The organism is Streptomyces sp. G7(2002) (assembly GCF_028870195.1).
Taxonomy (GTDB): Bacteria; Actinomycetota; Actinomycetes; order Streptomycetales; family Streptomycetaceae; genus Streptomyces; species Streptomyces nigrescens.
Genome location: NZ_CP102609.1, coordinates 4,152,649 through 4,173,215, shown reverse-complemented (window position 1 = coordinate 4,173,215; position 20,567 = coordinate 4,152,649). Strand labels below are relative to the sequence as shown.

At 68.8% G+C, this 20,567-nt stretch carries 19 protein-coding genes and 1 pseudogene; 10 read left to right on the top strand and 10 right to left on the bottom strand.

Features of this window, described 5'->3' with window-relative positions; translation table 11 throughout:
- Positions 1–119: 119 nt before the first annotated feature.
- On the bottom strand, positions 120–1,859 hold the full coding sequence (locus NUT86_RS17250; RefSeq protein ID WP_159488002.1) for a dolichyl-phosphate-mannose--protein mannosyltransferase: 1,740 nt from the start codon (positions 1,857–1,859) through the stop codon (positions 120–122).
- Positions 1,860–1,947: 88 nt separating this feature from the next.
- On the opposite strand from NUT86_RS17250, the gene rsmI reads away from it, so the two are divergent.
- The 7 genes and pseudogenes from rsmI (at position 1,948) to NUT86_RS17215 (ending at position 8,132) form a co-directional block, all read left to right on the top strand.
- A complete protein-coding gene (gene rsmI, locus NUT86_RS17245; protein WP_018091099.1) occupies positions 1,948–2,817 on the top strand; it encodes a 16S rRNA (cytidine(1402)-2'-O)-methyltransferase in 870 nt (289 codons plus the stop codon).
- Between the two features lie 174 nt (positions 2,818–2,991).
- Positions 2,992–3,477, top strand: coding sequence for a hypothetical protein (locus NUT86_RS17240; RefSeq protein WP_274736182.1), 486 nt, complete (start codon positions 2,992–2,994; stop codon positions 3,475–3,477).
- A gap of 33 nt (positions 3,478–3,510) precedes the next feature.
- Positions 3,511–4,386, top strand: a complete 876-nt coding sequence (locus tag NUT86_RS17235; protein WP_274736180.1) for a TatD family hydrolase — start codon at positions 3,511–3,513, stop codon at positions 4,384–4,386.
- Between the two features lie 169 nt (positions 4,387–4,555).
- Positions 4,556–5,710, top strand: a complete 1,155-nt coding sequence (locus NUT86_RS17230; protein WP_274736178.1) for a resuscitation-promoting factor — start codon at positions 4,556–4,558, stop codon at positions 5,708–5,710.
- 22 nt (positions 5,711–5,732) lie between these two features.
- Positions 5,733–6,665, top strand: a complete 933-nt coding sequence (gene rsmA, locus NUT86_RS17225) for a 16S rRNA (adenine(1518)-N(6)/adenine(1519)-N(6))-dimethyltransferase RsmA (protein WP_274736176.1) — start codon at positions 5,733–5,735, stop codon at positions 6,663–6,665.
- The gene (locus NUT86_RS17220; protein WP_274736174.1) at positions 6,662–7,582 is read left to right on the top strand and encodes a 4-(cytidine 5'-diphospho)-2-C-methyl-D-erythritol kinase; all 921 of its coding nucleotides are present in this window, start codon (positions 6,662–6,664) and stop codon (positions 7,580–7,582) included. The genes rsmA and NUT86_RS17220 overlap by 4 nt, the downstream gene beginning before the upstream one ends.
- A gap of 184 nt (positions 7,583–7,766) precedes the next feature.
- Positions 7,767–8,132: pseudogene (locus NUT86_RS17215) on the top strand (hypothetical protein).
- A gap of 59 nt (positions 8,133–8,191) precedes the next feature.
- Here NUT86_RS17215 and NUT86_RS17210 read toward each other — a convergent pair.
- The 3 genes from NUT86_RS17210 to NUT86_RS17200 all read right to left on the bottom strand — a co-directional run bounded on the left by NUT86_RS17210 (position 8,192) and on the right by NUT86_RS17200 (position 9,668).
- Positions 8,192–8,488: a DUF397 domain-containing protein gene (locus tag NUT86_RS17210; RefSeq protein WP_381283291.1), complete on the bottom strand. Its 297-nt coding sequence runs from the start codon at positions 8,486–8,488 to the stop codon at positions 8,192–8,194.
- A 123-nt stretch (positions 8,489–8,611) separates the two neighbouring features.
- Positions 8,612–8,830 (bottom strand): DUF397 domain-containing protein, encoded by a 219-nt coding sequence (locus tag NUT86_RS17205; protein WP_093636704.1) that lies wholly within the window; start codon positions 8,828–8,830, stop codon positions 8,612–8,614.
- A complete protein-coding gene (locus NUT86_RS17200) occupies positions 8,811–9,668 on the bottom strand; it encodes a helix-turn-helix domain-containing protein (RefSeq protein ID WP_018091090.1) in 858 nt (285 codons plus the stop codon). The genes NUT86_RS17205 and NUT86_RS17200 overlap by 20 nt, the downstream gene beginning before the upstream one ends.
- 187 nt (positions 9,669–9,855) lie before the next feature.
- On the opposite strand from NUT86_RS17200, the gene NUT86_RS17195 reads away from it, so the two are divergent.
- Both NUT86_RS17195 and NUT86_RS17190 read left to right on the top strand, forming a co-directional pair.
- Positions 9,856–10,071: a hypothetical protein gene (locus NUT86_RS17195; RefSeq protein WP_109890301.1), complete on the top strand. Its 216-nt coding sequence runs from the start codon at positions 9,856–9,858 to the stop codon at positions 10,069–10,071.
- A gap of 107 nt (positions 10,072–10,178) precedes the next feature.
- Positions 10,179–10,406 carry a hypothetical protein gene (locus NUT86_RS17190; protein WP_018091088.1) on the top strand — a complete coding sequence of 76 codons (228 nt, stop codon included), beginning with the start codon at positions 10,179–10,181 and terminating at the stop codon, positions 10,404–10,406.
- 22 nt (positions 10,407–10,428) lie between these two features.
- Here NUT86_RS17190 and NUT86_RS17185 read toward each other — a convergent pair whose 3' ends face one another.
- A complete protein-coding gene (locus NUT86_RS17185) occupies positions 10,429–11,181 on the bottom strand; it encodes an alpha/beta hydrolase (RefSeq protein WP_274736170.1) in 753 nt (250 codons plus the stop codon).
- A gap of 32 nt (positions 11,182–11,213) precedes the next feature.
- Positions 11,214–11,579: a hypothetical protein gene (locus NUT86_RS17180; protein ID WP_274736168.1), complete on the bottom strand. Its 366-nt coding sequence runs from the start codon at positions 11,577–11,579 to the stop codon at positions 11,214–11,216.
- Between the two features lie 189 nt (positions 11,580–11,768).
- Between NUT86_RS17180 and NUT86_RS17175 the strand changes: the two genes are divergently transcribed.
- The gene (locus NUT86_RS17175) at positions 11,769–13,568 is read left to right on the top strand and encodes an ABC-F family ATP-binding cassette domain-containing protein (protein WP_274736165.1); all 1,800 of its coding nucleotides are present in this window, start codon (positions 11,769–11,771) and stop codon (positions 13,566–13,568) included.
- Positions 13,569–13,725: 157 nt separating this feature from the next.
- Here the strand turns inward: NUT86_RS17175 and NUT86_RS17170 are convergent, their stop codons facing one another.
- The 4 genes from NUT86_RS17170 to NUT86_RS17155 all read right to left on the bottom strand — a co-directional run bounded on the left by NUT86_RS17170 (position 13,726) and on the right by NUT86_RS17155 (position 20,555).
- A complete protein-coding gene (locus tag NUT86_RS17170) occupies positions 13,726–14,316 on the bottom strand; it encodes a hypothetical protein (RefSeq protein WP_274736163.1) in 591 nt (196 codons plus the stop codon).
- Between the two features lie 609 nt (positions 14,317–14,925).
- On the bottom strand, positions 14,926–15,333 hold the full coding sequence (locus NUT86_RS17165; protein WP_274736161.1) for an Imm50 family immunity protein: 408 nt from the start codon (positions 15,331–15,333) through the stop codon (positions 14,926–14,928).
- Positions 15,320–15,889, bottom strand: a complete 570-nt coding sequence (locus NUT86_RS17160; RefSeq protein WP_274736160.1) for an Imm50 family immunity protein — start codon at positions 15,887–15,889, stop codon at positions 15,320–15,322. Before NUT86_RS17160 ends, NUT86_RS17165 begins: the two co-directional genes overlap by 14 nt.
- Positions 15,801–20,555 (bottom strand): putative T7SS-secreted protein, encoded by a 4,755-nt coding sequence (locus NUT86_RS17155; RefSeq protein ID WP_274736159.1) that lies wholly within the window; start codon positions 20,553–20,555, stop codon positions 15,801–15,803. The genes NUT86_RS17160 and NUT86_RS17155 overlap by 89 nt, the downstream gene beginning before the upstream one ends.
- Positions 20,556–20,567 lie beyond the last annotated feature (12 nt).

Sequence of the window (20,567 nt, the reverse complement as noted above, 5' to 3'; positions counted from 1 at the left end):
CGCACACAAGAACGTGCCTCGCACTCTAAGGGACACGGGAGGGCCCTGAGTCTCGATACGGGCACGGTCCGGTGACGCGCTGTTGTACAGCTGTTACGGAACTGTCGAATGGCCGTCGCTCACACCCAGGTGTCGAACCACATCCGGTGGTGCCAGGCCGACTTGGGGATCGGCATCCCCGTATAGAGGGGGTAGAAGTAGATGAAATTCCATGCGATCAGGAGAACCAGGACACCGGCGCCGACCGCGCCGATCGTGCGGCGGCGCTCCGTCGAGCCCGGCGGCCCGATGATCGCGCCGATCATCATCGCCAGCGCCAGACACAGGAACGGGACGAACACCACCGCGTAGAAGAGGAAGATGGTCCGCTCCTGGTAGAGGAACCACGGCAGATAGCCGGCCGCGACGGCGCACAGGATCGCCCCGGCCCGCCAGTCCCGCTGGAACAGCCAGCGGTAGAGGACATAGAGGAGGGCGAAGCAGGCCGCCCACCACAGCAGGGGGGTGCCCAGCGCCAGCACCTCGCGGGCGCAGCCCTCGGCCACCGTGCAGCCGTCCTGGCCGGCCTTGGGGTCCTCGTAGAAGTACGAGACCGGACGGCCCAGCACCAGCCAGCTCCACGGGTTGGACTGGTAGGTGTGCGGGGTCGTCAGTCCGGTGTGGAAGGAGTAGACCTCGGTCTGGTAGTGCCACAGGCTGCGCAGCCAGTCCGGCACCCAGACCCAGGCCCCCGTACGGCCCTCCGGTGTGGTCGCCCAGTCGCGGTAGTAGCCTCCCTTGGTGGCGATCCAGCCCGACCACGACGCGAGATAGGTGGCGACGGCGACGACGACGGTGGCGCCGAAGGCGGGCAGGACGTCGCGGCGCAGGGCCGAGCGGAAGGGGCGCCGGGCGCCGGCCGTACGGCGTGCCGCGACATCCCACAGCACCGCCATCAGGGCGAAGGCCGCGAGGTAGTAGAGGCCGTTCCACTTCGTCGCCGCGGACAGGCCCAGGCACAGCCCCGCCGCGATCCGCCAGGGGCGCCACCCGAGCCGCAGCCGGTCGCCGACGCTCTCGTCCGGGCGGGCCAAGCCGTCCGGGCCGACCGGCAGCGCCGCCGCCAGCCGGGCCCTGGTGCGGTCCCGGTCCACCAGCAGACAGCCGAACGCGGCCACCACCCAGAACATCACGATCAGATCGAGCAGCGCGGTCCGGCTCATCACGAAGTGCAGACCGTCCACCGCGAGCAGGGTGCCCGCCAGGCAGCCCAGCGCCGTCGAGCGCAGCAGCCGGCGGCCGATACGGCAGATCAGCAGCACCGAGAGGGTGCCGAGCAGCGCCACCATGAACCGCCAGCCGAAGGGGTTCATCCCGAACACGCCCTCGCCGAGCGCGATCAGCCACTTGCCCATCGGCGGGTGGACGACATACGAGTGCTCCGGCGAGAGCAGCAGCTCCGGCGGATGCCCGACCAGCGCGTCATTGGCGTTCTTGGCCCAGGTGCCCTCATAGCCGTACTGCAGCAGCGACCAGGCGTCCTTGGGGTAGTACGTCTCGTCGAATATCACCTTCCGCGGGCTGCCCAGGTTCCAGAACCGCAGCACCCCGGCGAACAGCGCCACCAGCAGCGGACCGGCCCAGGCCGACCAGCGCGTCAGCCGGGCCGCGGCCTCCGGGCCCGCGCCGAACACGGCCCACAGACGACCGCTCGGCTCGGGGAAGGCGGGCACCAGCCGCGTGCGGACATCGGTCTGCGGGCGGACGGGAAGCCCGAAGCGGCGCAGTCGCCGCTGCCACACGGGGGGCGCTCCGGGCGGCTCCGGGGCGTGCTGCGCGGCGGCGTCGGTCGCGGTGGTGTCACTCGTCACCCGGCCCATCGTAGGGAAGCCGCCTGTGGACCGGCGTGGAGCACACCGGGGGACACCGACCGGCCGGGGCACGGCGGCGCCCTGGGAGGATGGGAAGGTGACTGGAACGCTGGTACTTGCAGGGACGCCCATCGGAGAGATCGCGGACGCGCCGCCGCGGCTCGCCACCGAGCTGGCCGCCGCCGATGTGATCGCCGCCGAGGACACCCGGCGGCTGCGCCGGCTGACCCAGGCGCTGGAGGTCCAGCCGTCCGGGCGGATCGTGTCGTACTTCGAGGGCAACGAAGCGGCCCGGACGCCCGAGCTGGCCGAGGCGCTGGCCGGCGGGGCGCGGGTGCTGCTGGTCACCGACGCGGGGATGCCCTCGGTCTCCGACCCCGGCTACCGGCTGGTCGCCGCGGCCGTCGAACGCGACATCAAGGTCACCGCCGTACCGGGCCCCAGCGCGGTGCTCACCGCCCTGGCCGTCTCCGGGCTGCCGGTGGACCGCTTCTGCTTCGAGGGGTTCCTGCCCCGCAAGGGCGGCGAGCGGCGCACCCGGCTGCGCGAGGTCGAAGGCGAGCGGCGCACCCTCGTCTACTTCGAGGCGCCGCACCGGCTGGACGACACCCTCGCCGCGATGGCCGAGATCTTCGGCGCCGACCGGCGCGCCGCGGTCTGCCGGGAGCTGACCAAGACCTACGAGGAGGTCAAGCGCGGGCGGCTGGAGGACCTCGTGCCCTGGGCGGCCGAGGGCGTACGCGGTGAGATCACCATCGTCGTCGAGGGCGCCCCGGACACCGGGCCGCAGGACCTGGGCGCCGAGGAGCTGGTGCGCCGGGTGCGGGTCCGCGAGGAGGCCGGGGAGCGCCGCAAGGAAGCCATCGCCGCGGTCGCCGCGGACGCCGGGCTGCCCAAGCGCGAGGTCTTCGACGCGGTGGTCGCGGCGAAGAACGCAGAGAAAACCGACCCATCAGAAGGTAAATGACTGGCCTGAAAAGTAAAGCGCAGACCGGGATGGCGGGGAGTTTTCCCTGCCCCCGGCCAAATCTGGGCCAATACGGTCGGCGATCAGCTGCTTTGTGACCGGGAAAGGCGTCCACTGGTCGTGGGACGAACGGTTCCCGGACACCTTGTCCAGCGGACAAGAGGAGCGCAGCACATGAACGATTTCGCGAAGCCCACCGGCGTTTCCACGACCACCACCAGCGGAGATCACCCCGCCCCCCGGCCCGACGCCGCCGCGCACGAGGCGTACTCCTTCGCCTGTATGCGGTGCGGCTACGGCTGGGAACAGGCCTACGAGATAGTCCACCAGGTCGACGGCAAGGGGGAGCCGCATGTCGTCTACTACGCCGACGGTGTGCGCGTCCCGTCGCCGCTGACCTGCCCCACCTGCCTGAACTGCGGCGCCGACGTCGTCCGCATCATGCGCTCCGGGCAGGTCTCGATGGTCTCCGCCGCGATGGCGAGCATGCACCAGCGCCGGCCCGGCAGCGAGAAGCCCGGCGGCGAGAAGAAGAAGGAAACCCCAGCGGCGGACCCGGACCCGGACCCCGCCGCCGGCACCGCCGGGGACAAGGACGCCGGACGCCACCACTGGCACCTCTCCGACCTGCTGCACCCCTTCCAGCACCACCGCAGGTGAGCTCCGCGCCGCGCCCCTCGTAGGATCGCGGCCATGGCACCGCAGGACAAGAACACCCCGCCGCCGCTGCCCGAACCCCTTCGGGTGGCGGTCGCGGATTCGCACACCCACCTGGACATGCAGGAGAGCACCGTCGAGGAGGCGCTCACCAAGGCCGCCTCCGTCGGGGTCACCACCGTGGTCCAGGTGGGCTGCGACCTGGCCGGTTCGCGGTGGGCCGCCGAGACCGCCGCGGCCCACGACAGCGTGCACGCCACCGTTGCCCTGCACCCCAACGAGGCGCCCCGCATCGTCCTGGGCGACCCCGACGGCTGGTCCCGGCAGGGAGCCCGGGAGCCCGGCGGTGACAGTGCCCTGGACGCCGCACTCGCCGAGATCGACAAGCTGGCCGCCCTCCCGCAGGTCCGCGGCGTCGGCGAGACCGGCCTGGACTACTTCCGTACCGGCCCCGACGGCATGGCCGCCCAGGAGGCGTCCTTCCGGGCGCACATCGAGATCGCCAAGCGGCACGGCAAGGCCCTGGTCATCCACGACCGCGAGGCGCACGACGATGTGCTGCGGATCCTGCGCGAGGAGGGCGCACCCGACCGGGTCGTCTTCCACTGCTACTCCGGCGACGCCGAGATGGCCAAGATCTGCGCCGCGGCGGGCTACTTCATGTCCTTCGCCGGCAATGTCACCTTCAAGAACGCCCAGCCGCTGCGCGACGCACTCTCCGTCGCCCCGCCCGAACTGGTCCTCGTCGAGACCGACGCCCCCTTCCTCACGCCCGCCCCGTACCGCGGACGGGCCAACGCCCCGTACCTCATTCCGGTCACGCTGCGGGCGATGGCCGAGGTCACGGCGATGACGGAGGACGCACTGGCCACCGCCATCGCGGCGAACACGGCGCGGGCCTTCGGTTACTGACGGTTCGCGACCGACTCCCACCGGCCGCCGAAGGACCCGTACGCCCCACCGCGACGCCCTCCCGCATCCCCCGATCCGGTCACTTTCCGTATCGACCCGACTTGGGAGAGTGACGCCGACTCCGCTACATTCCCGCAGTCAACCGCAGCCGGGGCATGTGGAGCGCGCCGTGAGTCATTCGCAGAGCAGCCACCGCGCCGCGCGCGGCCGTCGCAGACGCCGTGCCGAACACCCCGACGCGCTGCGCCTGCTGCTGCCCCGGGCCCTGGTCGTGGCCTTCCTCGCGGGCGGCACCACCGCCTTCATCGCGCACGACAAGGCGGTCCGGCTCACCGTCGACGGCGCCCCGCGCACCCTGCACACCTTCGCTGCCGACGTCGACGATCTGCTGGCCCACGAGCGCCTCGACATCGGCGCCCACGACATCGTCGCCCCCGCCCCCGGCACCGCCCTCCGCAGCGGCGACGAGGTCGTCGTCCGGCACGGCCGCCCGGTCGTGCTGACCATCGACGGGCAGCGCCGCACGGTGTGGACCACCGCGGACACCGTCGCCGGCGCACTCGACCAGCTCGGTGTCCGCGCCGACGGCGCCTACCTGTCGGCCTCCCGCTCCCGGCGCATCGCCCAGCGGGGCATGGAGCTGGCGGTCCGTACCGAACGCTCGGTGGTGATCGTCGCCGACGGCCGCGAACACCGGGTCCGCACCAACGCGGCCACCGTCCGCGAGGCCCTCGCGGAGGCCGGCCTCGCCCTGCGCGGCCAGGACACCACCTCGGCGCCGCCGGAGAGCTTCCCGTACGACGGCCAGACCATCTCGGTGCTGCGGATCACCGGCTCCAAGGAGGTCCGCGAGAAACCCATCCCCTTCCGTACGGTCCACCGGACCGACCCCCGCCTGGCCCGCGGCACCGTGGCGGTCGTCCAGCAGGGGCGGCCCGGTGTGCGACGGATCACCTACAGGGTGCGCACCGTCAACGGCGTCAGGCAGAAACCGAAGCGGCTGCACAGCGAGGTCGTGCGCGCCCCGCGCCCGCAGATCGTGCACCTCGGCATCCGGGACCTGCCCACCTCCGTGCGCGGCGCCGACCACCTCGCCTGGCACGCGCTGGCCCAGTGCGAGGCGGGCGGCCGACCCCACGCCGTCGACTCCTCCGGCACCTACGGCGGGCTCTACCAGTTCGATGTCGCCACCTGGCGGGCCCTCGGCGGCCGCGGCCGGCCACAGGACGCACCCGCCAGCGAGCAGACCTACCGGGCCAAGAAGCTCTACATCAGCCGGGGGGCGAGCCCGTGGCCGGTCTGCGGCCGTAAGCTTCACGGGTGAACGAGCGCAACGAGGCTGTGGCATGAGCAAGAGCACCACCGACGATCCCGGGCCCCTGCTGGGCGCCGCCGACATCCGCGAGCTGGCTGCCGCGCTGGGCGTCCGCCCCACCAAGCAGCGCGGCCAGAACTTCGTCATCGACGCCAACACCGTCCGCCGGATCGTGCGGACCGCCGGTGTCCGGCCCGACGATGTCGTCGTGGAGATCGGCCCCGGCCTCGGCTCGCTGACCCTGGGCCTGCTGGAGGCCGCCGACCGGGTCATCGCCATCGAGATCGACGAGGTGCTGGCCGCGGCGCTGCCGTCCACCGTCGAGGCCCGGCTGCCCGGCCGCGCCGACCGCTTCGCGCTGGTCCACAGCGACGCGATGCACGTCACCGAGCTGCCTGGCCCCGCGCCCACCGCGCTGGTCGCCAACCTCCCCTACAACGTCGCCGTGCCGGTGCTGCTGCACATGCTCGCGACCTTCCCCACCATCGACCGCACCCTGGTCATGGTGCAGTCCGAGGTCGCCGACCGGCTGGCCGCCCGCCCCGGCAACAAGGTCTACGGCGTGCCGTCCGTGAAGGCCAACTGGTACGCCGAGGTCAAGCGGGCCGGCGCCATCGGCCGCAACGTCTTCTGGCCCGCCCCCAACGTCGACTCCGGCCTGGTCTCCCTCGTCCGCCGCGAGAAGCCGATCGAGACCTCGGCGAGCCGCGACGAGGTCTTCGCCGTCGTCGACGCGGCCTTCGCCCAGCGCCGCAAGACACTGCGCGCCGCGCTCTCGGGATGGGCCGGATCGGCCGCCGCCGCGGAGGCCGCCCTGGTCGCCGCGGGCATCTCCCCGCAGGCCCGCGGGGAGGCACTGACCGTGGAGGAGTTCGCGCGGATCGCCGAACACAAGGGACCGGGCGGAGCGCCCGGCATCCGGCAGTCGGGGGGAGCACACACATCAGGGGGAGAGCAGGCATGACCGACACGACCAACACGACCGCCGCCTCGGTCACCGTCCGCGTACCGGCCAAGGTCAACGTCCAGCTGGCCGTGGGCGCCGCCCGCGCGGACGGCTTCCACGACCTGGCGAACGTCTTCCTCGCCGTCGGCCTCCACGACGAGGTCACCGCCACCCCCTCGGACACCCTGCGCATCACCGCCGAGGGCCACGACGTCGACCAGATCCCCCTGGACCGCACGAACCTGGCGGCCCGCGCCGCCGAACTCCTCGCCGCCCGCCACGGCATCGAACCGAAGGTCCACCTCCACATCCGCAAGGACATCCCCGTAGCGGGCGGCATGGCGGGCGGCAGCGCGGACGCCGCCGGCGCCCTCCTGGCCTGCGACACCCTCTGGTCCACCGGGGCTTCGCGGGACGAACTCCTCTCCATCTGCGCCGAGTTGGGAAGCGACGTCCCGTTCAGCCTGGTCGGCGGCGCGGCACTGGGGCGCGGCCGCGGCGAACTGCTGACCCCCCTGCCCGTCGGCGGCACCTTCCACTGGGTCTTCGCGGTCGCCGACGGCGGCCTGTCCACCCCCGCCGTCTACGGCGAGTTCGACCGCCTGACGGCAGGGACGGACGTGCCGGAGCCGGAGGCGGCCCCTGAGTTGCTGACCGCCCTGGAGTCCGGCGACGCCACCGCCCTCGCCTCGGCCCTGTCCAACGACCTCCAGCCCGCGGCGCTTTCCCTGCGCCCGTCACTGACCGCGACCCTGGAGGCGGGCACCGCAGCCGGCGCCCTGGCCGCCCTGGTCTCCGGCTCCGGCCCGACCACCGCCTTCCTCGTCAAGGACGCGGAGGCGGCAGGCGAGGTGGCGTCGGCGCTGATGGCGTCGGGGACGTGCCGCCAGGTGCGGGTGGCGGATTCTCCGGCGGTGGGGGCGAGGGTTCTTTAGGGCGGGGGCGGTTCTCGAAACTGTCGGGGCGGCGATGGCGCTGCGGGGCCAAATCCTCCGGGTACATCGCTCGTAGACTCCGAGACCTGTGCGACGAGTTCGGCCCCCTGAGCCGCGACCACCGCGTGGCTGAGCTGGGGGCGGAGATCGCCACGCTGAGCACGCCGTGACAAGAGGGGATGACATGTCGCAGACCGAGGGTGCACGACTGTTCCGGGAAACCTGGATTGCGGGAGTGCACCAGCACTTCCCCGGGGAGCCGAAGGCCGGCTACGTCACTCCGTGGGCCGACACCCCGCAGTGAGAGCGCGAGGCCGCCGGGTCCGTCTACGAGCAGGTGCGCCACTTCATCGAGATCAGCGACGGGCACACGTCCAGGCTGTCCCGGGAGCAGAAAGGCCGCTTCGTCGCGACCTGCTGGACGGCCCAGATGTTCAAGCACTTCGACGACCCGAAGCCGGGCTACGTCGCGGACTGGCCCGACCTTCCGGCCTGGCAGCAGGAGACCGACGCCGACATCTTCGAGGCGATTGAGAAAGCGCTGAACTGACCACGCAGAAGCGTGCCTTGGTAGCCAGCGGCTGGAAGCGTTCAAGCACCCGGGAGAGTTCAGACGCTCGGGAGGTCGGTGTCCTTGACGGCGGAGATGAAGGACGTCCAAGCGGCGGCCGGGAAGACGATCGCGGGGCCGTGTGGGTCCTTGGAGTCGCGGACGGGGACGATGCCGGGGAGGTCGTCGACGACCTCGACGCAGTTGCCGCCGTCGCCGTTGCTGTACGTGCTCTTGCGCCAGCGGGCGGCCCCGGGGAAGCCCTCGGCGACCTCGAGACAGTTCCCGCCGTCGCCGTTGGTGTAGCTGCTCTTGCGCCAGACGGCGGTTCTCAAGTCAACGTGGCTGTTTGCCATTTCGGTCATCCCCTGCCGCTGCTTCGACCCCCGCAACGGAAGCCTGCCCGCCCCGCGGGGCCACAACGCGGCGGGGCGGCATTCTCGCGGTCTCGCCCCGCGCCCTCGGGTGTTCGGGTGAACTCAGATGCCCGGAAGGTTGGTGTTCTTGACGGCAGAGACGAAGGATGACCAGGCGTTGGCCGGGAAGACGATCGTGGGGCCGTGTGGGTCCTTGGAGTCGCGGACGGGGATGATGCCGGGGAGGTCGTCGACCACCTCGACACAGTCCCCGCCGTCGCCGTTGCTGTAGCTGCTTTTGCGCCAGGCGGCCGTGCTCAAGTCAATGTGGCTGTTTGCCATTTCGATAATCCTCAGCCGCTTTCTCGATCATGGCGAGGGACGCCTTCGGCGGCAGCGCGGCGGCCCTGAGCCAATCGTATGCCTTGCGGTACTTCTGCACGAGGGCCGGATCATCGATCGTGTCACCGCTGTACTGCGATTCCAGGTAGGCCAGTGGCGGAGCATCCGTAAAGGTCATGATCTTGGTCAAGCCCACCACCATGAGGGGATGCGGTCCGCAGTTCCACGGAAGGATCTGTGGAACGATCCGGCGGCTCCGTGCCAGGGCTGAGATGTGGTCTAGCTGGTCGGCCGCAGCGTCCGGCGGAATGATCGGGTGGCGCAGCAGCGACTCGTGCAGGATCGCCCAATACTCTGGAGTCTTCTGGTCGCCCTCGAACAGACAGGCACGGGCCATGGAGGCTTGGACCTTCTCGTCCACCTCTGCGTCGGACGCCAGCGGATGCGCCGCCTGCGCCACTGCTCGTGTGTACGGCTCGGTCCGCAACAAACCAGGAATGACGGTAGGGGACCACTCCTCGATGCTTGCCGCGTACTTCTCCGCCTCCAATACGCGCTCGAAGTACTCGGCATGGCCTGTCCGCCTCGCCTTCCGCACGTCCTCGCAGCGCCGTCGGAAGAAGCCATCGGTCTTCAGCGTCTTGTCCACGTGCTCGGCCAGCTCCGCCGGCATCCGTCGTTCGCCGCGCTCGATCTCGCTGAGGTGGCTGGGGCCGTAGAAGCTTCCCTCAACCAGCTGCTGGAGCGTGAGGCCGGCCAACTCCCGCTGGTAGCGCAGCTCCTTGCCGTAGAAGGTCGGAACTCCCGCCGACCCGTCGATGTCCTTGCGTCGTGCCACGGTTCACCGCCGTACGTGTAGCTGATTCACAGTGATTGCGGACGGGCCCCGGCGGTTCCCACATTTCCACCACGTCACACCGCGCATTCCCCGGACCGCGCCCGGGAGCCCAAACCCCTTTCACGCTACGCCGCGTCACCTCACTCTGTAAGCGGTTCATTGCTATGCGTACAGAAAGGCGGGGTCCATGCCCCTCGATCGCTCCCTCCCCGACGACGTACACGAAAGCGCAGAAGAGCTGCGCACCGCGCTGAAGGACCACGGCATCACGCTGCCGTCGCTCGGCGTCGATCTGCCGGGCTTCGCGGGCGTCTACGGCGTCTCGCTGGTGGCCCTCGGTAACTGCAATGCGGCGACCGCACGCCGCCTCGCCGAGGTCCTCCGCAAGGCGGCCGCCCGTTGAACGGACTGCCGGGCCTCGCCCGAACAACCCTCGGAATGCTGCTGAGTTGGTTACTTCCGGGGCGGGGCGGCCATCGGGCGAGCAGTAGTACCGGTGCCCTCTCGCCCATGGCCTGGTTGCCGGAGGCTCCGGCGCGGCGGCGCCTCGTACGTGTCCGGCGACTGCCGCCCGAACTGCTCCCGCTGTGCGACGAGGATGGTCGCCTCGTCCGGCCGTACGTCTGCCCTGCGGAGGCGGCACGGCATCCCGTGGATCAGGACGCCCGGCGCCGGGAGCTGGAGGAGGCTGTACGGAGGCTCAACTCCTGGTCGTCCGGCGGGGGCGGCCGCCGTTGACACACCACGAGGGGCCGAAGCGTTACGCCGCGCCCCCGCCCCCGGCAGCCTCGGTCAGCACCTCGGCCACCGCCCGCCCCGCCCGTACCGCATGCTCGGCAGTCGTAGGGACGCAGCGGTCCGTCGCCGGGTCGTACGCGGTCATGATCACGCCCGCGTGGTCGGTGTCCGGCTCCTGGAGGGTGAACGTCCGGCCTGCGGCGCGCAGCGCCTCGGCGAGGTCGCGGGAGTACCGGGCCTCCACAACGGGGTCGCGGCTGCCGTGGACGAGGTGAACCGGTACGCCAGGCTCCCGGCCCGCGGCGAGGTCGGTCAGCGGCGCGGCCCCGGTGGTCCGCGCCGGCAGGTCGTAGCGGCCCGCCACACCCACCACGGCCCTCGGCCGCCACCCCTCCGCGATCTCGGGCCGCAGCGCGACGCCGAGCGCGGCCCCAGCTCCCGCCGACCAGCCCGCCAGCACGCACGACTCCCCGTCGCCGCCCAGCCCGCCCGCTTCCTTGCGGGCGAAGGCCAGGGACTCCAGCAGGTGTGCCCGGCCGCCGTCCGCGGCGTCCGAGCGCCAGTCCGGTACGAGCACCAGCAGCCCGTGCGCCGCCGCCGTCCGGGCCAGAGGCTCCAGGACGTCCCGCTCGTCGGGGCCGATGCCGTGCCAGAGCAGTACGGTGGGCGCCGCCCCGGATGCCTCGGCCGGACGGTAGACGTCCAGCTGCTTGCCGCTCGGGCCGTAGACCAGCCCGCGTTCCGTCTGCACTGTCGTGCCCATGTCCGGTGCCATGACGGCACGTTACATCGCGGGCGCGCGGCGCCTCAGGCGCCCGCGATGCCCAGCGACACCACCCAGGACACGACCAGCACACACGGCGCCGCCAGCAGGCAGCCCCAGCCGGCCGCGCTCCTGCTGCCCATGCCTACCACCGCAAGGAGGGCGGCCACGAAGGCGGCGGCGACCGGCAGGCCGCCGACGATCTGCTGGGCGCCCGCAGAGCAGATCATGCGGGTGTCGCCCTCGTTGCAGCTGTCGCTCGCCATCACCAGCAGCGGCGCGAACAGCCCAGTCACCCCGGCGAACGCCAGTATCAGCAGGCCGATGAAGATGCGGCCTACGACGGAACCCCTCACCGACTGTGCCTCGTCGCGCACGGGAAGGGCGGTAGGCGCCTCGTCGTTGATCATGCGGCCCACGCTAGGCCCGCCGTCCGCCCCTGCCATCAGTACGGCTACTCATCTCCCGGTACTCATCTCCCCGCACTTATCCACAGGTATTTGTCTCCCGGCGGACCTCCGCCGCACGCCGACTAGGCTGGGGAGATCGATCGATCTGGAGTGCAGGTCGGAAGCGCAGGTCTGAAGTGCAGGAGTGAGATGGCCGTCAACCTCGTCAATCTGGAAGCCGTCGGCAAGGTCTACGGGACCCGTGCCCTGCTCGACGGTGTCTCGCTCGGCGTCAACGAGGGGGACCGGATCGGCGTCGTCGGGCGCAACGGGGACGGCAAGACCACCCTGATCCGGATCCTCGCCAAGCTGGAGGACGCGGACAACGGCCGGGTCACCCACAACGGCGGGCTGCGCCTCGGCGTCCTCACCCAGCACGACTCCCTCGACCCGGCCGCCACCATCCGGCACGAGGTCATCGGCGATCTCGCCGACCACGAGTGGGCCGGCAACGCCAAGATCCGCGACGTCCTGACCGGCCTCTTCGGCGATCTGCACCTGCCGGGCTTCACCCAGGGCCTGGACACCGTCATCGGCCCGCTGTCCGGTGGTGAGCGCCGCCGTATCGCGCTGGCCAAGCTGCTGATCGCCGAGCAGGACCTGATCGTTCTCGACGAGCCCACCAACCACCTCGACGTCGAGGGCATCTCCTGGCTGGCCGGGCACCTGCGGGCCCGCCGCTCCGCGCTCGTCGTCGTCACCCACGACCGCTGGTTCCTCGACCAGGTCTGTACGCGGATGTGGGACGTCCAGCGCGGCGATGTCCACGAGTACGAGGGCGGCTACAGCGACTACGTCTTCGCCCGGGCCGAGCGGGAGCGGATCGCCGCCACCGAAGAGGCCAAGCGGCAGAACCTGATGCGCAAGGAGCTGGCGTGGCTGCGGCGCGGCGCCCCGGCCCGTACGAGCAAGCCCCGCTTCCGCATCGAGGCCGCCAACGAACTGATCGCGGACGTCCCCCCGCCCCGCGACAACGCCGAACTGATGAAGTTCGCCAGCTCACGCCTCGGCAAGACCGTCTTCGAGCTGGAGGACGTCAGCGTCCAGGCCGGGCCGAAGATCCTCCTCAAGCACCTGACCTGGCAGCTGGGCCCCGGTGACCGGATCGGCCTGGTGGGCGTCAACGGCGCCGGCAAGACCTCGCTGCTGCGGGCGCTGGCCGACGCTACCCGCACCCAGGGCGAGGCACAGCCGGTGGCCGGCCGGATCGTGGTCGGCAAGACCGTCAAGCTGGCCTACCTCTCCCAGGAGGTCGGCGAACTCCCCCCGACGCTGCGGGTGCTGGAGGCCGTCCAGCAGGTCCGCGAGCGGGTCGACCTGGGCAAGGGCCGGGAGATGACCGCCGGCCAGCTCTGCGAGAAGTTCGGCTTCACCAAGGAGAAGCAGTGGACGCCGGTCGGCGACCTCTCCGGCGGTGAACGCCGCCGCCTCCAGATCCTCCGCCTCCTCATGGACGAGCCCAACGTCCTCTTCCTCGACGAGCCCACCAACGACCTCGACATCGAGACCCTGACCCAGCTCGAAGACCTCCTCGACGGCTGGCCCGGCTCCCTCATCGTCATCAGCCACGACCGCTACTTCATCGAGCGCACCACCGACCGCGTCCACGCCCTGCTCGGCGACGCCACGCTGCGGATGCTGCCGCGCGGTCTGGACGAGTACCTGGACCGCCGCCGCCAGGTCATCGAGGCCGCCACCCCGGCCCCGGCCCCGCAGACCTCGGCCCCCAAGAAGGCCGCCGCCGTCAACCGCGCCGCCCAGAAGGAACTCCAGAAGATCGAGCGCCAGCTGGACAAGCTCGGCGACAAGGAGACCAAGCTCCACGCTCAGATCGCCGAAAATGCCACCGACTTCGAAAAGGTCGCCGGCCTCGACGCCCAGCTCCGCGAACTGAGCGCGGAGAAGGATGAGTTGGAGATGCGGTGGTTGGAGTTGGCTGAGGAGGCGTAGGTCCTCTAGGCCCTGGCGGTCCCGTAGGTCCTGCTGTCCGGGGCGGCCGACGCACGGCTCCTGGAGCGACGCCGCCCACCGCGGGAGATCGACCTGGTACCACGGTGACCGGCGGAACTTCAGGGGCTGTGCGTCGCCCGCCTCCGGGCGGGAGGCCTCAGCCCACCGGCTTCCTGACCTCGCTGCGAATCTTGGCCGCCTTGTCCGCGAATTCCTGGAGGTCGACGGACCGCGGATCCTTCGACAGCTCCGAGGCGTCGGTTTCGGCGACATTCGCGCTCGCACTGGAATCGGCCCAGATGCAGAACGGCAGCGTGACCTTCTGCCCCATCTCCGTCCGCACATCCACACCACAGGTGAGCGGATCACCGCCCCCACTGGGCGTGAACTCCTTGTCCGCCACGGCAACTTCCGTCTTACCGTCACGCGTCATGCCGTTGATGCTGTGCTCAATGGCCGTCTCGGGATCGTCGATGACGCCGTAGAGCCCCAGCATCACCAGCGACTTGGTCCCGGACGAGTACTGGCCGCCCGCCGCCTTGATGTTGTGCTCATTGGCCCCGTCGTGCGGCACCGCCTCGCTGGCCTGCTGGGATATGTCCTTGGCGAGCTTGTACTCCCCGCCCGCCAGCGTCTGCGGCACCGTGATCCGGTACTTCGGCCCGCCGTCGGACCCGCCCGACGAACTCCCTCCACCACGGATCCCCGTGGCCGACACCACCGTCCCGATCACCACCATTCCGGCCACGGCGCCGAGAATTCCCCAGACCTTCCCGGCCTTCCGCTTCGGCGGTATGGGGGGCATCCCCGGCCCGCCGCCGTACCCGAACGGGGGCGCCTGCTGCGGCATTCCGTAGGGGCTGGGCTGCCCGTAGGGCGCAGGGCCGGCGGGGTGGGGCTGCTGTCCGTACGGGGCCGGCCCACCGGGGGCGGCCCCCGCCGGATACCCGGCTTGCGGCGGCCCAGGCTGCGGCATTCCTTGAGACGCCCCGTAACCCGGCGTCTGCCCGTAACCACCTGGTGGCTGTTGCGGAGTAGTCATCTACGTCTTTCTCTTTCGAGGCGCGAGCGGAAGCCCGAGAAAGGCTTCTTGATCACGCGAGGTCTCATCCCGATGTCCGGCTCCTCCAACAGCACGTCGAGTACGTCGGACGACTGGTGGTCATCCTGAGCCTTTGCACGGAGAAGGAGTCGGCATCACATCACTGCGATGGCGACGCACCCGGAAATGCAGCGCACGAGTCCACTTTCCACTGCCGATGCGGGCAGAGATTCAGACCGCTCTGGAACCCGCCGTCTAGGTCGGCGAAGACGTTGGGAGTGGGCAGCTGCAGTGGTAGGAGAAGAATTCGGGAACCTACTCTGCCGCCTTGCGCTTGGCTTGCGAATGAATGATAGATGCACTACCTGCAGTGAATTTGACAAATTCGTCGTGGCCCGTGATTGAGACATGAATTGCCCCGTCCGGATGATATTTGAGTACCTCGGTTCTCTTGTTGGCGTAGTTTTGCCACCCGTCGAACTCTAGATTTTTAACACCGAGGAATGTCAAATGGAATTCGACGACATTGTAGACTGTCGGATTCCCATCTTCGCGAGGTGGCGTGAAGGGCTCATCGGCCTCAAGGCACATCGTTAGGCTCTGACCTCGTTCATCCATGTGGAGATAGATCAGATTGCATGAGCTCAATTCAGGGCCGAATTCATAGAACCTCTCAATTCCTCCCGAATCCTCTAGTAGCCTCCTCCAGTTAGATGCTGTCATAGAATGTCCTTTGGTGAAGACTTGGCGTCGAGTCGAAGAGCTTGGCGTCGATCTTCCGTACGTAGTAGTGCCTGCCGGAGTCAGAGCCGTCGTTGGAAGCTTTGAACGCGCCGATGTGGCCGACGAGCGTAAACGGGAGGCAGGTGAATGCGGCCGACAATCCGGGCCCCTCGATCTCTACCGTAGCCGTTCCTTCACTGATGGAGAATGTGATGTCGGCCATGGTCGGCAGGGCCGAATTCCTCATTCGGAAACTACTCACATTGACGAATTCAACTTGACATTGAACGGTGTCACAGTCGAACTCTTTCCATTCTGCGGGAGCGGCATCCGGATATGTTGGCAAATCTATGCGCAATTTAGCCATAGGTCCGAGCCTGCTCAGGTGAATCGACCGAATCTTGACAGTGTCAAGACTCGGTACTCTGCCGTATAGGCTGATGAGCTCCTGTGGGTTCTCTACCGAATCAGCCAAGGTTTGGGTTGTAGTAATAGTGCTTCTCGCATCCTGGCACCTGTCCGTTTCTTTCCTCGCCGTATGGACGGACGTGGACATGTGCCGGTTGATGTCCAGGTGTTCCGGGCTTTTGATGGCCAAACCAATGATCCTGGTAAACGATGATTTCGCCGTCGGCTCGTTCGAACCACTCTTGGCGATAGAATATTGGTCGACCGTTTTCGTCGAGCAGCATACCTCCGCCCTCATATTCTGGCTTGGTTGCCTTGATGTAATCATTACTGTCGAATGGTACCGCATCGTCAGGTATTCCTGCGTCACGTAGGGCGTCGCTCCTGGCCTCTGCTCGGCTCACCTTGCAGTCAAAAAGGCCGAGCGGATCTATCCGCGTATGAGGATTGTGCACATACGTGATCGGGTTTGGGCTTGGTGCTAGCCCGAGCGGATCGGGAGTGAGGTAACGGCCGACAGCAGGGTCGTAGTAGCGATGGTAGTTATAGTGCAGCTGTGTTTCCGGATCGAAATATTGACCCGAAAACCGCAGAGGTGTGAAGGCCGTATCGACGCGGCTCCACGCAGTTCCTCCCCAGAGTGTGCCCCGGGCTTGCCATGCGAGCCCGCCGTCCACTGACGAGAGATTCGTTGGCGTGCCTATCAGGTCTGTGACTATCGCGAAGAATCGCTTGTCAATAATACATTGAGGAGATTGTGAGAGATCTGGCGCTGAGGATTTACGCTCAAGCTGTGTTAGGGGAATCGTGCCCTTGTAGTCCCAGGCGAGGGTGATGAACTTCGAGGCCCCCACCACCTGGGTGGTTTGTTCGGTGAGGGTAGAGCCTTCCCAGGTGAATTCAGTTTGCTCAGCAACCGTTTGGCCGTCGGTAGCGAGGCGTTGTTTGGCACTGCGTCGGCCGAATGGGTCGTAGAGATAACGCCAAGTAGTGCCGTCCGGGGTTATGACGGTGGTGAGGCGGCCCTCGGTGTTCCAGGTGTAGTGCCAGGTGTCGGGTTTGCGGGAGAGGCGGGTTTTTTGGCGGAGAGTAACTCGGCCGAGCTCGTCATGTTCGTAGCGGATGGCGCCGGCTTTGGTGATGTTGGTGCCGGTGTAGGTGCGGTTGCCTCTGGCTGAGGGGTCGGCATGGCGGTCGGGCCAGGTGGCGTGGGTTTGGTTGCCCGCTCCGTCGTAGGCGTAGGTCTCGGTCCAATCGGTGGCGCGGACGGCGGTGACGCGGTCGGCGCGGTCGAGATCGAAGGTGCGGCGGCCGGTGTGGGAGTCGTCGATCGCGGTCAGGTTGCCGTCGGGGCGGTAGGTGTAGGCGCGGTGGAGGACCCGTTGGGCTTCGGCGGCAGCATTTTGTGCTGGGGTGGTCCCGGCGGGGGAGTGGAGACTGCCGGTGGCTGCTGTGGTGAGGGATTGGGAGGTGAGGCGGCCGGTGGGGTCCCAGGTGTGGGTGAGCTGGAGGTGGTCGTCGACAGTCCGGGTGAGTTCTTGGCCAGCTGCGTCATGGTCGAAGGCCAGGACATGGCCGGCGACGTCCATAGCGGTGCGGTTGCCGGCGGCGTCGTAGGCGTAAGTGGTGGTGTGGCCGGTGGGGGTGGTGCGGGAGGTGCGGCGGCCCAGGGCGTCGTAGGTGAACATCATGGTGCGGCCGTTGACGGTTTCGGCGGTGACGCGGCCCAGGATGTCGCGGGTGTAGGTGACGGTGGCGTCCGGGTTGGCCGCTTGTTGCAGGTCGCCGCTGGTGTCGTGGACGTAGGTGGTGACGAGACCGGCGGCATCCTTGTGTGTGATGCGGCCGAAGGTGTCGCGGGTGTAGGTCGTGACCTCGCCCAAGGTGTTGGTGCGGGTTACGAGTTGGCCTGCGGCGTCGTGGGCGTAAGTGAGGACGCGGTCGTCGAAGTCGGTCTCGGATATGAGGCGGCCGGCACCGTCGTAGGCGTAGTTCCAGGTCAGCCCTTGGGGATTGGTGACTTGGATGAGGCGGAGTTCGGTGTCATGAGTGAACTCGTAGCGGACGCCGTCGGGGTCGGTGCGGGCCGTGAGCAGGTCGAAGTGGCTGTATTCGAAGCGGGTGGTCTGGCCGATCGCGTCGGTGTGGGTGAGGCGGTTGCCCTCACCGTCGTAGGTCCATTCCTCGGTGGCGCCGGTCGCGTCGATGCGAGCTGCCAGCTTGCCTTCGACGGTCCAGATCATGTGTGCCGTCTCACCGAGCGGGTCGGTGACCGAGGTGGTGCGGCCGAAGGCATCTCGGCGGTAGTGGGTGGTGGCGCCCAGTGGGTCGGTGACGGTCAGGGGCAGACCGGCCTCGTTGCAGTAGAGGCGGGTGGTGTTGCCGAGGGCGTCGGTGACCGCGGAGACGTGGCCTCGGGCGTCATGGGTATAGGTGGTGGTGGCCCCAGTGGGGTCGGTGGTGGCCGTCCGGTTGCCGTCGGCGTCGTAGGTGTGGGTCCAGGTGGTGCCGTCCGGACCGGTGGTGGTCAGGGGCAGGCCGAGGTCGTTGTAGGTAGTGGTGGAGCGGCTGCCGTCCGGGAGGACGACGCTCACCGGGCGGCCCTCGTCGTCGTAGTCGATGTGGGTGGTGCGGCCCAGGGGGTCGATTGTCGACAGGACGCGGTGCTTGGCGTCGCGGACCGTGCGGGTGGTGGCGCCGGTGGGGTCGGTCTCCGCGACGATCTGGTGGCGTTCGTTGACCTCGTAGCGGGTGACGCCGCCCTGGGAGTTGTGGAGCAGGTTGGTGCGCAGGCCCGTTACGGGATCCGGGTCGCCCCACGTGAACTGGGCGCGGAGGTGGCCCGCAATGCCGCCCTGCGAGGTGCAGCGGTCATCGTCGTCGTAGACGTAGGTGTAGCTGCTGTTGTTGGTGTCCGTCCAGGACGTGATCCGGCCGTGGTCGTCGTAGGTGAAGCGGAGGGGGAGGCCGGAGGAGTTGGTGGTGGTGATGAGGTTGCCGGCGGTGTCGTAGCCGTACGTCATCAGCAGTTGGTCGGAGCCGTCGGGGGCCGCGCCTGCGAGGTGGAGGGCCGTGATGCGGCCCTCTTCGGTGGTGAGCAGGAGGCGGTAGCCGGCGCTGTGGGTGATGGCGGTGGGGGTGCCGTCTTCGGTGTAGTCGAAGGTGTGGTGGTTGCCGCGCCGGTCGGATATCTCGTCGAGGACGGCGAGGTCTTCGGTGTAGGTGGTGAAGTAGCGGCGGATGCCGGTGACCGGGTCGGTGAGGAGGTAGTCGCCGTCCGGGGTGCGCTCCAGGGGGTGGCCGTCGCCCTCGGTGGGGAGGGTGGGCACGCCTACGGCCGGGTGCGGGTAGAGGAGGAAGTTGCCCTCCTCGCCTATGAGGATGACGCCCTCGGCGTCGATCTCCAGCCGCTGGTCGACGGTGCTCATCCACGTCGGGCCGAACCAGCGGCCGGTGCGGTAGGACGACTCGAAGGTGCGGGTGAAGGAGAGCGGGAGGCTGCCGGGGAGGGTGATGTCGGTCTGCGGCAGGATCATCCGGCCGGTGGCCATGTCGATGGGGTCGTTGCCGAAGATCTTGCACCAGGCGGTACGGGCCCGGTCCATGATGGTGCGCTTGCCGCCTTGCTCGACGGCTGTCCGCGCGGCCCCCTTGACCGCGTCCTTCGCCCCCGCCTTCATCACGCCCTTGCCGACGGCGCCGACGCCCTTGGCGCCGATGAGATTGCCGATGACGCCGCCAAGCGCATCCCCGGGGTCGCTGCCCCAGCCTTCGCCGAGCATCCCCTTGGCCAGGCGCCCGGGGTGGGCGGCCGTGCTGGCCAGGCCTAGCGTGATCTTGGAGACGTTGGCCATGTACAGATGGGGGTGGGCGAGGTTGTACGGCTCCAGCGGGTTCACCATGCGGCCCAGGTTGACCGTTTCGACCAGGGCCTTGCCCACACCGCCGACGACGTGCATCAAGTTCATGCCGCCGGCTGCGATGCCGTCAGCGGCGTCGAGAGCCGTCTCAGTGGTGAACTTGGGTGCTTGCGGGGCGTGTTCCAGTGCTTTCTTGAGGGCGTGCTGTGCTTTCTCCGCGGCCTCGTTGCGCTGGGTGCGGGCGTTTTTGAGGATGTCCTGCGCCGCCTCGCGATCCTGGTCAGCGGGGTCGTGGAAGTCGCCGGGCTTGTCGGGCTTGGGTCCCGGGTCGGAGCCCTCGTCCCGTGCGGCGTTATATGCGTCTGCCTTGGCGTTGTACGTGTCGACCGCGTGGCTGTACGCCTTGAACGCCTTCATGGTCTTCTTCTCGGCCGCGCGCCATGCGTCGATGGCCGCCTGAGCCTTCTTCTGCGCCCAGGAGACCGTATCCGCGTAGGAGTCGAGGGCCTTCCACGCCGCCTCACAGGCGTCCGCGGTGCGCATCCACTGTTTGGGGTGTACGTCGAACTTCTCGTGGAAGCTGTCGGCGGCCTTTCCCTTCCACGATCCGGCGTCCAGTTTGCGGATTCCCTGGCCGACGCGTTCGAAGGCGGCGTAGAAGTCCTTCAGGTGCGCGGCGGATTCATTGATCTTCGCGACGTCGCCATGGATCAGCTCCTTGGGGTCGTCGCTCTCACCCAGCTGCCGCTCAGCGACCTGCGCGCCCAGCGCATCGGCGACGTCGTCACCGGCCGAGCGGACGGTCTTGGCCGCGCCGTCCGCACCGACGTAGTCGAGTGCATCGGCGGTCATGTCCGTGGCGGAGTCGACGGCCTCGCCGGCCGCCTCCTTGACGCCATCGACGGCGTTGCCGGCCTTCTCGGCCGCGGAATTGATGAGGTCGCCGAGGCCCATCAGTTATTAACC

What these genes read in the sequence shown, in the direction of transcription:
- NUT86_RS17250 (WP_159488002.1), bottom strand. Translation starts at nt 1,859, where the DNA reads ATGGGCCGGGTGACGAGTGACACCACCGCGACCGACGCCGCCGCGCAG.
- NUT86_RS17240 (WP_274736182.1), top strand. Translation starts at nt 2,992, where the DNA reads ATGAACGATTTCGCGAAGCCCACCGGCGTTTCCACGACCACCACCAGC.
- NUT86_RS17235 (WP_274736180.1), top strand. Translation starts at nt 3,511, where the DNA reads ATGGCACCGCAGGACAAGAACACCCCGCCGCCGCTGCCCGAACCCCTT.
- rsmA (WP_274736176.1), top strand. Translation starts at nt 5,733, where the DNA reads ATGAGCAAGAGCACCACCGACGATCCCGGGCCCCTGCTGGGCGCCGCC.
- NUT86_RS17220 (WP_274736174.1), top strand. Translation starts at nt 6,662, where the DNA reads ATGACCGACACGACCAACACGACCGCCGCCTCGGTCACCGTCCGCGTA.
- NUT86_RS17210 (WP_381283291.1), bottom strand. Translation starts at nt 8,488, where the DNA reads ATGGCAAACAGCCACGTTGACTTGAGAACCGCCGTCTGGCGCAAGAGC.
- NUT86_RS17205 (WP_093636704.1), bottom strand. Translation starts at nt 8,830, where the DNA reads ATGGCAAACAGCCACATTGACTTGAGCACGGCCGCCTGGCGCAAAAGC.
- NUT86_RS17195 (WP_109890301.1), top strand. Translation starts at nt 9,856, where the DNA reads ATGCCCCTCGATCGCTCCCTCCCCGACGACGTACACGAAAGCGCAGAA.
- NUT86_RS17190 (WP_018091088.1), top strand. Translation starts at nt 10,179, where the DNA reads ATGGCCTGGTTGCCGGAGGCTCCGGCGCGGCGGCGCCTCGTACGTGTC.
- NUT86_RS17185 (WP_274736170.1), bottom strand. Translation starts at nt 11,181, where the DNA reads ATGGCACCGGACATGGGCACGACAGTGCAGACGGAACGCGGGCTGGTC.
- NUT86_RS17180 (WP_274736168.1), bottom strand. Translation starts at nt 11,579, where the DNA reads ATGATCAACGACGAGGCGCCTACCGCCCTTCCCGTGCGCGACGAGGCA.
- NUT86_RS17175 (WP_274736165.1), top strand. Translation starts at nt 11,769, where the DNA reads ATGGCCGTCAACCTCGTCAATCTGGAAGCCGTCGGCAAGGTCTACGGG.
- NUT86_RS17165 (WP_274736161.1), bottom strand. Translation starts at nt 15,333, where the DNA reads ATGACAGCATCTAACTGGAGGAGGCTACTAGAGGATTCGGGAGGAATT.
- NUT86_RS17160 (WP_274736160.1), bottom strand. Translation starts at nt 15,889, where the DNA reads ATGTCCACGTCCGTCCATACGGCGAGGAAAGAAACGGACAGGTGCCAG.
- NUT86_RS17155 (WP_274736159.1), bottom strand. Translation starts at nt 20,555, where the DNA reads ATGGGCCTCGGCGACCTCATCAATTCCGCGGCCGAGAAGGCCGGCAAC.